This window comes from Bradyrhizobium sp. McL0615 (assembly GCF_049993905.1).
Taxonomy (GTDB): Bacteria; Pseudomonadota; Alphaproteobacteria; order Rhizobiales; family Xanthobacteraceae; genus Bradyrhizobium.
Genome location: NZ_CP188254.1, coordinates 3,589,398 through 3,600,564, shown reverse-complemented (window position 1 = coordinate 3,600,564; position 11,167 = coordinate 3,589,398). Strand labels below are relative to the sequence as shown.

Here is an 11,167-nt window from a genome sequence, read left to right as displayed (position 1 = left end):
CCCGCTCCTTTCGTCTTCATCTTCCGGTATCCCTCACAGCCAAAGGCCCGTCGGATATCGTGATGCACGGAGCCTGGCGGCAGGTCGCTATATCGAAAACATTTGCGGCTGTAATATTTCCACGCTGATGCTGGCACGGGCACGTTTTTCCGGCACATGACGGATTGCGCTGACGGTCGCGGTCGCAATTCCAGTCTCGCTCTCGCGCAAAGATTGGCACGAACGGGCATTCCAGCCCCTTCCCACCAACGGGGCCGAAGAGCAGACTTCCCCATACTGCACTATCCTTTGGTCTAGGTTCCCTGGACCAAAGTGGACTGCGGCTACACCCTTCGTGCCGCCTTAAGGTCACAAGTTCAGTTGGGTGCGGTATCCCGTGGCACTAATATCGCCAGCACCTCGGGAGAACAGTAGCTCCCTATTGACATGCAAAGGGAGCAGTTCGCCACCCGCACAACCATTCATGACCCGAGCTATAGGTGTGGTTTCCAGGCCGAACTATCAGACCTTGCCTACTCGAGAAGGGACCAGAGTATGCAGACGAGCAACCAGACAGAGCTTCAAGTGAACAACGTTACCTTCGGTCCATTCAAGTTAAACCTGAAGCAGAGACGGCTCGAGAAAGGTGGCACTCCGATCCGTCTCGGCAGTCGCGCTTTCGACATTCTAGCCGTTCTTGTCGAGCGCGCCGGAAAAACTGTCAGCAAGAGTGATCTGATGGAGCGCGTCTGGCGGGATGTTGCGGTCGACGAACGATGCCTTAGAGTCCACGTCGCTTCGCTTCGCAAGGCGCTCGGGGATTGCGAGGCGGGTGCGAGATATGTGATCACGCTCTCCGGGCGAGGCTATTGCTTCGTAGCACCCGTCTCCCGTTCTTGCGTAACAGCGCCGACGAATCGGGAACCGCGAGTGGACGATGGATCATGCAGGTTGCCGAATTGCCCGACTCGAACGGTCGGACGTGATAAAGCGATTCAACAACTATCGGCGCAGTTGGTCGCTGGGCGTTTTGTCTCCGTCGTCGGAACCGGCGGCATCGGCAAGACGACCATTGCTCTTTCCGTAGGTCACAGGCTGGTGGAAGATTTTGCGGGCGCCGTTTGCCTCGTCGATCTGGGATGCGTAAATGATCCCCTTCTCGTACCGGGCGCGGTCGCATCGGCACTCGGCTTTTGCATCAAAACCGGAGATCCCACTTCCGATTTGATCAACTGCCTGCAAGACCGGCGGATGTTGCTGATTCTCGATAACTGCGAACATGTGATCGAGACCGCAGCGGCATTGGCCGAGCGGCTCTTTATCGAAGCTCCGCAGGTGCATCTTTTGGCGACGAGCCGGGAACCATTGCGCGTCAAAGGCGAATTTGTGTATCGGTTACCCCTGCTGGGTAGCCCCCCCGGTGAAGCGGGCCTCTCAGCTATGCGCGCGATGGACTTTCCCGCAGTTCAGCTATTCGTTGAGCGCGTGGCCGCCGGCGGGAACGGCTTCGAGTTGAGTGATGCGGATGCGCCCGTTGTTGGCGAAATATGCCGCAGGCTCGACGGAATTGGGCTTGCAATTGAGCTCGCTGCGGGATGCGTTAACGCCTGGGGTCTGCAAGAAACCTTTGAAATCCCCACCGATCGGTTCAACCTGCTTCGAACGGGCCGCCGCACGGCGCCGCCCAGACATAAGACTCTCAGCGCAATGCTGGACTGGAGTTATGATCTGCTATCCGAGCCTGAGCGATCGATCCTCCGCCGGCTCTCGACCTTTTCCAACGCCTTCACACTTGAGGACGCCATCGCGGTAGCGGCGGATAAAGGCGTTGACGATACGCACGTCATTGACGGGCTCGCAAGCCTTGTCAATAAATCGGTTGTTGTGGTGACTCCCTTCGGGGACACAACAAATTATAGATTGCTCAACGTCGTACGCTCCTATGCTTCGGGCAAGCTCGTCGAAGGTGGCGAAGCGGATGCGATCAAGCAACTCCACGGAAGTATTCCGTCGTCCATGTATTCCGAAGCAGCTGAATTTGAATCGAAAATGGCCGTCCGCGCACGGCGTGATTTGCCGGAAAATATGATCGTGCAGCCGGGATTCCTTGCAAATTGGATTTGTGATTCTCTTGATGCAGAGCTGATTTAGGCGCTTCGATGCGGCCGAGAGGCGCGACGGTGGAGGCCTTCCTCGACCGGGCGCATCACGCCGTCGCAGCTGAAGTCGAATCGTGGCCGCTCGGCGGGCGTGCCCTTGTAGTGATCGTCTTCCGGAGCCGCTACGGCAGAGCGCAGCAGGCGCCCGACCTTGGTGGAGATCGCAAAGGAATCCCGCTTCTGCTGCCGCCCGAGACCGATCGCCGTGACGTCGAGCCGCGTACGCTCATTAAATGTGCCTGCAAGGCCGAAAGCAGCACTCCCTCCCCCGCGAGCGGGAGAGGGAGTGTAGCGCAGGAGCGTTGGGGCTAGGAACGTTCCTACTTCAGCAGTTGAGCGACGTTATCCTTGGTCACGAGGTCGAGGCCGGTGTAGATGACCTCGGGAACCTTCTGGCCCTTCTTGATCGCCAGCAGGGTATCCATCGCCTTCTCGCCCATCTCGAACGGGCGCTGTCCGGTAAGCGCGTTGGAGTAGCCGTCGCGCAGCAGTTCGAGCTGCATCTTCAGCGTATCGGCGACGACGAGAGTCAGCTTGCCGGCGTCGATGTCCTTCTTGTTCTTGTTGACAAAGGACTTGTAGCCTTCGGGCGCGAACATCGGCCAGCCGCCTACCGGCACGATTGCCCCCAGGTCCGGCGTCGCGGTGCGCAGGTCCGCCATCTGCTGCACCGCGAGCGCAGGATCGTCGTTGCAGAAGGTCGGCGAGCCCGCGACCTCGGTCCACTTTGATCCCTTGAGCGCCTCGCGCACGCCATCGACGCGCTCGGCGAGGTTCTTGGCGCCGGGGCCACCGGAGACGACGGCATACTTGCCGCCCTCGGGCTTGAGCTGCAGCAATTGCTTGCCGAGCGCGAGACCAAAATCCTTGTTGTTGGTACCGATATAGGCAAGGCGCTTGGAGCCTGGCGCATCCGCATCGAAGGTGATGACGGGAATGCCGGCCGCGGTCGCGGCGTCGATCGACTTGGTCATCGCGGCGACATCGGCGACCGAAATCGCAAGACCATCCACCTTTTGCGTAACGAAATCCTGGATGATCTGCGCCTGCGTCGCCGGCTCATGCTCGATCGGCCCCTTGTAGATGCATTCGACGTTACCGAGTTCCTTGGCGCGCTTCATGCAACCGTCGCGCGCGACGTCGAAGAACGGATTGTTCATCGCCTTGGGAACGATCACGAATTTGTAAGTCTGGGCGAATGCCGGAGTCGCCATCATCGCGATGGCCATGCCGGCGAGAAGTATCTTCCTCATTGGTTCTCCCTCCACACTTTTGTGCCTATCCCTTTTCAATTGAATGCTCCAGAAGGCGGATAGACGACGCGTTCGTTGCCCTCCCGGAGTAACCTCAAACGATGCGTGAGCGGATGCGGTCGACCAGTACGGCCAGGATGATGATCACGCCGACGAGCGTCTGCTGCCAGTAGGAGCTGACCTGCGCCAGCACGAGGCCGTTGCGGATCACCTCAAGCAGCACACAGCCGACGATGGCCCCAAGCGGGCCGCCGACGCCACCCGCGAGATTGGCGCCACCGATGACCGCCGCTGCGATCACGTTAAGCTCGTAAGACGTCGCCATGTTCGCCGGCGCAGACCCCAGCCAGCCCGAGACGATGATTCCCTGCAGCCCTGCCGCCAGCGCGCAGATCACGTAGACTTCGATCTTGACCCGTACGACCGGGATGCCGGTCAATTCCGCCGCCTTTTCGTTGCCGCCGAGCGCGAAGACATGACGGCCGAAGCTGGTGTGATGCAGCACAATCGCCATGACCACCGCGAGGATCACCAGGTAGATGAACGGCGCCGGTACGCCGAACAAATCGCCCGATGTCAGTGCGTAGAAATAATCGGCGTCCGGTCCGCCGGGGAAGCTGCCGCGCCCGTTGGAGACGACATAGCCGAGACCGCGCACGATCGAGAGCATGCCGAGCGTGGTGACAAAGGGCGACAGCCCGAGCACGGCGATGCAGAAGCCGTTGACGAGGCCCACGATCAGCGCGGTGATAAGTCCCGCCAGCATCGAGACAATCAGGATCAGCCCCGGTACATTGGCAACCACGGTCTTGCCGTCCGCAGCCAGATGCGCGAACAGGGACGCACCGGGCATGCCCGGCGTCGACAGGCCCGACATCACCATGGATGTGATCATGGCCGAGAAGCACATCATCGATCCCACCGAGAGATCGATGCCGCCGGTGATGATCACGAAGGTGATGCCGAGGGTGGCGATGGCGATAAAGGAAAAGTTCTTCGCCACGTTCTGCATGTTGCCCTGAGTGAAGAAGTAGGGACTCGCAAAATGCATCGCGATCAATAGGCCCAGCAGCGCCAGCAGGACGTAGCCGGTCTGGGATGCAAAGATGCCGCGCTGCCACCACCTGATGCGGCCGACATTGGCGAAGGAGATCGGGGATTCCAGCGGCATGGCCATCACGCAGCCTCCTTTGCGCCGGTGATCAGGGCGGTGACTTCCTCGGGGCTGGTATCGCGGATCGGCTTATCCGCCCGCTTCTCGCCGCGGCGCATCACGACGACGCGGTCGCAGACCGCGAAGACGTCGGGCATGCGATGGGAGATCAGCATGACGGCCACGCCCTGCTCTTTCAGCCGATGGATCAGGCTCAGGACCTGCTCGACCTGGCGGACCGATATCGCCGCGGTCGGCTCGTCCATCATCACGAGCCTGGCGTTCGACAGGCGGGTGCGTGCGATCGCGACTGCCTGGCGCTGGCCGCCGGACATCTGCTTGACGAGATCATGCGGTCTTGTCTCCGAGCGCAGCTCGCCGAACAGTTCCAGCGCGCGCGCCGCCATCGCATTGTGATCGAGGAAGGCGAATGGGCCGAATTTGCGCTTGAGCTCGCGGCCGAGAAAGACGTTGGCGGCCGCCGTGAGGTTGTCGGCAAGCGCCAGGTCCTGATAGACGACCTCGATCCCGACCGCGCGGGCATCGATCGGACGGTAGAAATGGACCGCGTTGCCGTCGAAGCGAACTTCGCCATGGGTGGGGCGGAAATTCCCGGCGATGATTTTTACGAGCGTCGACTTGCCCGCCCCGTTGTCGCCCATCAGGCCGACCACCTCACCGGGAAAGACCTGCATGTCGACGCCGTGCAGCGCGCGGATCGCCCCGAACTCCTTGCCGATATCAGTCAATTCCAGAACCGGCTGCCCGGCTGCACCTGCGGCTTCCATGATAAGGCCTCGCTCAGACATACCGGTTGACCAGTGATTCCAGATATTCCTGACGCCCCGAACGCGGCTGCGGATCGAAACCGGGCGCCAGCGCGCGATCAGCGAGATCGGCAAGCGAACGCTGGCCAGCGAGGATCGCGCGTCCCTCTGCATCAGCCCAGCCGGCATAACGTTGCGCAATCGGCGTCGTAAGCGCCTCGGCATCGAGCATGTCGGCGGCCGCAAGGAACGCCCGCGCGCAGGCGTCCATCGAGCCGACATGGGCGTGAATCAAATCGTCCGGATCGATCGATTGCCGCCTGATCTTGGCGTCGAAATTGAGACCGCCCGTGGTGAAGCCGCCGGCCTTCAGGATGTCGTGGAACGCCAGCGCCAGCTCCGGCACGTTCATCGCGAACTGGTCGGTATCCCAGCCGAGCAGATCGTCGCCGCGGTTGATGTCGAGCGAGCCGAGCACGCCGAGCGCCTGGGCCAGCGCGATCTCGTGCTGGAAAGAATGGCCGGCAAGAATGGCGTGGTTCTGCTCGATGTTGAGTTTGACGTCGTTCAGAAGGTCATAGCGCTGCAGGAAGCCGTAGCAGGTGGCGACGTCGAAATCATATTGATGCTTGGTCGGCTCCTTCGGCTTCGGCTCGATCAGGATCGGCCCCTTGAAACCTATTCTGTGCTTGTGCTCGACCACCAGCGAGACGAAGCGGCCGAGCTGGTCGAGCTCGCGCTTGATGTCGGTGTTGAGCAGCGTCTCGTAGCCTTCGCGCCCGCCCCACAGCACATAGTTCTGCCCGCCTAGGCGGTTGGTCACCTCCAGCGCAGACCGCACTTGGCCGGCGGCATAGGTGAAAATGTCCGGATCCGGATTGGTCGCGGCGCCCGCCATGTAGCGGCGATGCGTGAACAGATTGGCCGTCCCCCAGAGCAGGCGCACCTTGGAGGACGCCATCTTTCGTTCGAAGAGATCGGCAATGGTGTTGAGGTTGGCGACGGATTCGGCGAGCGAGGCGCCTTCCGGCGCGGCGTCGACGTCGTGGAAGGTGAAGAAGGGCACGTCGAGCAGGCGAAACAGTTCGAAGGCGATATCGGCCTTGGCGTGTGCCAGCGCCATCGCATCCGTGCCATGATGCCAGGGCCGTTGGAATGTCTCGCCGCCGAACGGATCGCCGCCGGGCCAGCAGAACGAATGCCAGTAGCAGACCGCAAAGCGCAAATGATCCTCGAGCCGCCGTCCGCGGACAACGCGATCCTTGTCGTACCAGCGGAAGGTCAGCGGGTTCTTGGCGTCCTTGCCGCCATAGGCGAGCGGCGCGCTCGTCCCGAAGAATTTGGGTGACGCGTTCACAGGGAGAACTCCTTCAGCGCAGGATACAGTTTTCGCCACTGGTGATAGGCTTCATCGTAGGCGGCCTTGGCGGATGCGCGCGGCGTGAAGCTCGCAAGCCGCCGTGGACGCGTGCAGACTTGCGCAGGGTTTTCGTTGGTTGCGGCCAGCCGGCCGAGCCGTGCCGCGCCAAGCGCTGCACCGACCTCGCCCTCCTCGACGCGGTGAACGGGAATGCCGAGCACATCGGCGCAGATCTGCGCCCACAGCGCCGAGCGCGAGCCGCCGCCGACAAGATCGACCTCCGCGATCGCGGAGCTCGCGCTGCCGAGCGCGGCGAGATTATCGCGCGCGGCAAAGGCCACGCCTTCGAGCACGGCCTGGACGATCTGATCGCGCCCCGTCGCGCCGCGAAGACCCACGAAGGCGCCGCTGGCAGCAGCGTCGTTGTGTGGCGTGCGCTCGCCATCGAGATAAGGAAGGAACTTGACCGGGCTCGGTCCGCGGACGGTCTCGCCGAGCGGCGCCAGCAGGGCGGCGGCAGGCGTCGCCATCACGCCCGAAAGCCAGGCGAGCGAAGCGGCCGCTGCCAGCATCACGCCCATCTGGTGCCAGAGGCCCGGAAGCGCATGACAGAAGGCGTGCACAGCCGACGCAGGCGCCGGCGCAAAACTGTCAGTGACGCGAAACACGACGCCTGAAGTTCCCAGCGACAGGAACGCATCGCCGGGCGTGATCGCGCCGAGCCCGATCGCGCTCGCGGCACAGTCTCCCGCACCGCCGGCAACCACGACCTCTTTCGCCATGCCCCAGCGCCTCGAAAATTCAGGGGCGAGTGCCGCACTGATCTCGCTGCCTTCGACCAGGCGCGGCATGTGGTGAAGATCGAGCCCCGTGGCATGCAGCAGCAACGCGGACCAGCGGCGTTGGCCGACATCGAGCCAGAGCGTGCCGGCGGCGTCCGACATGTCCTCGACCATCTCACCGGTCAGGCGGTATCGCACGTAAGCCTTTGGCAGCAGCACTTTTGCCACCTGCTCGAAAATCTCAGGCTCGTGGCAGGCCACCCAGAGCAGCTTTGGCGCGGTGAAGCCGGGCATCGCGAGATTGCCGGCGATAGCGTGGAGCGAGGGACAGCATTCCTCGAGCCTCTCGCATTCGGCATGGGACCGGCCGTCATTCCACAGGATGGCCGGACGCAGCGGACGGCCATCCTGGCCGAGCAAGGTAGCGCCGTGCATCTGGCCGGAGAGACCGATGCCGCGCGCCTGCGCGACGTCGCGTGGATGAGCGGACGCGAGATCGTCGACCGCGCCGATCGCCGCATCAACCCAGGCGTCCGGATCCTGCTCGGACCACAGCGGTGCGGGGTGTGAGAGCGCAAGCTCACGCGCGGCTGTCGCGACAACCGCGCCAGCCTCGTTCACGAGCACCGCCTTCACACCGGACGTGCCGATGTCCATCCCGAGATACACGTTGTCCTCCCTTCCGGCCCGATTGGCGATCTTTGTCGCCTTCCCCTATCGGGGCCGTCTTGCAATCGTTTCTGCCGGCTACGGCAGATTGTCCCGCATCACGATGTCGATCCGGATCTTCTCCTGTTCGCTCAGGATCGGCTCACCGCGTGCGAGCGCGAGCAGCACGCGCACCGCGGCGCGGGCCTCATGTCCCGGGTTTTGCGAGATCGCCGCATCCATTACGCCTTGCAACAAGAGCTTGCGCGTCAGCACGGTAACGTCGTGCCCGACGAACACCACTTGCTTCTCGCGACCGGAATCGGTCAGCGCCTTGGCAACGCCTCGCGTGCCGGCGCCGACATTGTAGAGGCCGACGATGTCAGGATGTTTGCCGAGCAGCCGCGACATCAGCTGTTCCGAGCGCTCGTCCTCGTCGCGCCCTTCGAGCACGGGCAGCAGGTTCTGCCCGGAAAATTCCGACGCCATCACCTGATTGAAGCCGAAGATGCGCTCCGCATGGTCGCGCAAGCCTTGCGAGCCAGCGACGATCGCAACCCTGCCGGACCGCGGACCAACGAGGCGGCCGACCAGCGCACCGGCGGTGCGCCCGGCGGCGATATTGTCGATGCCGACATAATGATGGCGGCGCGATGACGGCACATCAGAGACCAGCGTCACCACCTTGGCTCCGCCATCGACGAGATCGTTGATAGCGGCCCGCACGCCCGGATGATCGAGCGCGACGACAGCGACGCCATCATACTCGCCGGCAAGGGCCTCCAGCGAACTCGCAAGAACGGAGGCGTCGAACACATCGGTCGCGACCATCTCGACCGCGAGGCGGCGGGCCGACAGCCAGCCCGACATCTCGCCGAGATAGGACTGGATCTGCTGCATGAACAGGTTCGGCCCCGACGGCATCACGAAGGCGAAGCGCCGGGCGCGGCTGCGGGCAAGCTCGGCGGCGGCCACATGCGGCTGAAACGAGTTGCGCGCGATCGCCTCCTTGACGCGGCGGGCCGTGTCCGACCTCACGCCAGGACGGTTGTGCAGGACGCGATCGACCGTCGCGAGGCTGACGCCAGCCTGGCGGGCGATGTCCCTGAGCGTGAGATGACTGTTGGCGTCAGGCTCCTTCATGGGCTGAGGCTAGCAGAGGTTATTTGAGGTACGCAACTCATTTTGAGGCGTCAACGCTATCCGCGCGTGATGTGCCTTGCTTGGCCGTTAGATCAAGCGCTGGGGTGGCTGTCTGGATAGCCCTCGAACGCGCCGCTAGGGACAAAGCCAGGACCCGGGTTCGGGTTCGGGTCGGGTCGGGTCGGGCTTATTCAGTGCAGGAAGCGCAAATCGCTATTAGCGCAAATGCGCACGATTTTGCGAAAGCAGATGCGCTTTTTGAGAGGAAATACCTCTTGTCGTCTCTAGAAGGCTCGACATCGCCGCAACGATATCGAATGAGTTGGTCACCGCCCGTTGCCCCGACTTGCCATCGGTTCACTGCGTTGGGAGTGAATTCGAAACCGCAATTCTCAATCTCGCAATAAATGCGCTGGATGCCGTGCATTGCCATTTCGCACGACCAACATTGGCGCGACGTCATTCGTTTCCTTTGAAGTGCGCCTGGCCTCCCCCATCTCCGCAAAGAGAGGCCAAAATGTCTTGGCCTTTCGTAACATGAGGAGAACGAAATGAGTAAGCTTGTAATGTTATCAGCCATCGCTGTGGTCATGCTCGCAACTCCCGCCATGGCTCGCGAAAAGGCGTGGCACAACAAGGACGGGGTACGCGTGGCCGCCGCCCACGTCCATTACGTTAACGGGCGTCACTGTATCCGAGCTCCGGACGTCGGGGCATATGCCACTCAGCCTTACAAGAGGCCTCCGTGCGAACCGGCGTCGTGGTATTGATCCGTCGCCGTTCCATGTCGGTGAAACCGGTGTACCCCGCCGAGGTAACGTGATGGACCCCCTGGACGTTGGGCTGGGAACGAACGTCAACTAGCCCAACGTCCATTACGTTGGTCACCGCTTCAATTGCGCATGTGCGCTCTGCGGCTCAGTGCGTTTCGAAAATGGCGGCATTGTTCGCGGAAGAAAGAAGAGTGGGCTCCGCTTACGCTCAAGCTGCGTGGAGAAACACTTCGGCTCATCGATGGAGACAGCAATGCGCGGCTCACCCGCAAGCGAACATCGACTTGCCGCGAGTAACACGCCTGACATGAACGCCGGCCTCGGCGGCGAACGCAGACGACCGCTGTGCGGCGCCCTGAAGACGCACGACGGGACCAGCATTGCGTCCGAGCGGCAGCTATCGCGGCGCTATCCCGCCACATCGCCTGACGCACCCGCCCTCATGCCTGACCCTGCCCTGCGGGCCGCGGGTAGCCGCGGCGGCTCTCTCATCCATCGCCACGGGCTCGTTCACGATATCCGGAACGTTCTTCAGATTCTCTTGAGCGGCGTGTGGGTCGCCGACGAGCGGATCCGGGAAGGCCGTGCCGACGAGGTTCCCGCCATACTCGGAGAGATCGGAGCAGCTGTAGACAGAGCAAGTATTCTCCTGCGCAACCTTCTCGAGACACCTGAAAGCCGCCGATGCTCCGTTGAGATCGAGAAGATGCTTGAAAGGTTGAGTGCATCTCTCCGCTGGGCACTTGGCCCATCCAACGAACTGGTAGTCACCGTCGGTCCGGATCTGCAGCCGGTCTACTGTGTTGAGAGCGAGCTCGACAACGTCATCCTCAATCTCGTCATCAATGCCCGGGACGCAATGCCAGACAGAGGACGGGTAACGATAGAGGCCACTCGCAGCACGGCCGGGCCCGATGGCGTGGTTCTTCGCATTCACGATACCGGCCATGGAATGTCCCACACCGTCGCCGCGAAAGCCTTCGTACCTTATTTCACCACAAAAGGCGCTGTTACCGGTACAGGATTGGGCCTGGCGATGGTTGCAGCGTTTGCCGATTCGATCGGGGGCTCGGCCCGGATAGAACATACTTCGGCAAAGGGCACCACCATTGCCCTTCATCTCCCGAGTGTTTTGAGAAGGCGTTAGGCA

The 11,167-nt window shown here is 62.2% G+C and carries 8 protein-coding genes and 1 pseudogene; 2 read left to right on the top strand and 7 right to left on the bottom strand.

Annotated elements, in window-relative coordinates; all coding sequences use genetic code 11:
• Window positions 1-534 precede the first annotated feature (534 nt).
• Complete coding sequence (locus tag ACPPVP_RS16990) at window positions 535-2,130, top strand: ATP-binding protein (protein WP_426536235.1); 1,596 nt, start codon at window positions 535-537, stop codon at window positions 2,128-2,130.
• A 26-nt stretch (window positions 2,131-2,156) separates the two neighbouring features.
• On the opposite strand, the pseudogene ACPPVP_RS16985 reads toward ACPPVP_RS16990, so the two are convergent.
• From ACPPVP_RS16985 to ACPPVP_RS16955, 7 genes and pseudogenes are all read right to left on the bottom strand, one after another.
• Window positions 2,157-2,327, bottom strand: a pseudogene (locus ACPPVP_RS16985) (aldo/keto reductase); the annotation flags it as partial.
• A gap of 131 nt (window positions 2,328-2,458) precedes the next feature.
• A complete protein-coding gene (locus ACPPVP_RS16980) occupies window positions 2,459-3,391 on the bottom strand; it encodes a sugar-binding protein (protein ID WP_426536233.1) in 933 nt (310 codons plus the stop codon).
• 94 nt (window positions 3,392-3,485) lie between these two features.
• Window positions 3,486-4,568, bottom strand: a complete 1,083-nt coding sequence (locus tag ACPPVP_RS16975; RefSeq protein WP_426536231.1) for an ABC transporter permease — start codon at window positions 4,566-4,568, stop codon at window positions 3,486-3,488.
• A complete protein-coding gene (locus tag ACPPVP_RS16970; protein ID WP_426536229.1) occupies window positions 4,568-5,332 on the bottom strand; it encodes an ATP-binding cassette domain-containing protein in 765 nt (254 codons plus the stop codon). Before ACPPVP_RS16970 ends, ACPPVP_RS16975 begins: the two co-directional genes overlap by 1 nt.
• A gap of 13 nt (window positions 5,333-5,345) precedes the next feature.
• Window positions 5,346-6,668, bottom strand: a complete 1,323-nt coding sequence (xylA, locus tag ACPPVP_RS16965) for a xylose isomerase (protein WP_426536227.1) — start codon at window positions 6,666-6,668, stop codon at window positions 5,346-5,348.
• Window positions 6,665-8,122 (bottom strand): xylulokinase, encoded by a 1,458-nt coding sequence (xylB, locus tag ACPPVP_RS16960; protein ID WP_426536225.1) that lies wholly within the window; start codon window positions 8,120-8,122, stop codon window positions 6,665-6,667. The genes xylA and xylB overlap by 4 nt, the downstream gene beginning before the upstream one ends.
• Before the next feature lie 78 nt (window positions 8,123-8,200).
• On the bottom strand, window positions 8,201-9,244 hold the full coding sequence (locus tag ACPPVP_RS16955) for a LacI family DNA-binding transcriptional regulator (protein WP_426536223.1): 1,044 nt from the start codon (window positions 9,242-9,244) through the stop codon (window positions 8,201-8,203).
• 1,026 nt (window positions 9,245-10,270) lie between these two features.
• Here ACPPVP_RS16955 and ACPPVP_RS16950 point away from each other — a divergent pair.
• Window positions 10,271-11,164, top strand: coding sequence for a sensor histidine kinase (locus tag ACPPVP_RS16950; protein ID WP_426536221.1), 894 nt, complete (start codon window positions 10,271-10,273; stop codon window positions 11,162-11,164).
• Window positions 11,165-11,167 lie beyond the last annotated feature (3 nt).

Bases quoted from the DNA above. Each gene is read 5' to 3' on its own strand.
- ACPPVP_RS16990 (WP_426536235.1), top strand. From the start codon at position 535: ATGCAGACGAGCAACCAGACAGAGCTTCAAGTGAACAACGTTACCTTC.
- ACPPVP_RS16980 (WP_426536233.1), bottom strand. From the start codon at position 3,391: ATGAGGAAGATACTTCTCGCCGGCATGGCCATCGCGATGATGGCGACT.
- ACPPVP_RS16975 (WP_426536231.1), bottom strand. From the start codon at position 4,568: ATGGCCATGCCGCTGGAATCCCCGATCTCCTTCGCCAATGTCGGCCGC.
- ACPPVP_RS16970 (WP_426536229.1), bottom strand. From the start codon at position 5,332: ATGGAAGCCGCAGGTGCAGCCGGGCAGCCGGTTCTGGAATTGACTGAT.
- ACPPVP_RS16955 (WP_426536223.1), bottom strand. From the start codon at position 9,244: ATGAAGGAGCCTGACGCCAACAGTCATCTCACGCTCAGGGACATCGCC.
- ACPPVP_RS16950 (WP_426536221.1), top strand. From the start codon at position 10,271: ATGCGCGGCTCACCCGCAAGCGAACATCGACTTGCCGCGAGTAACACG.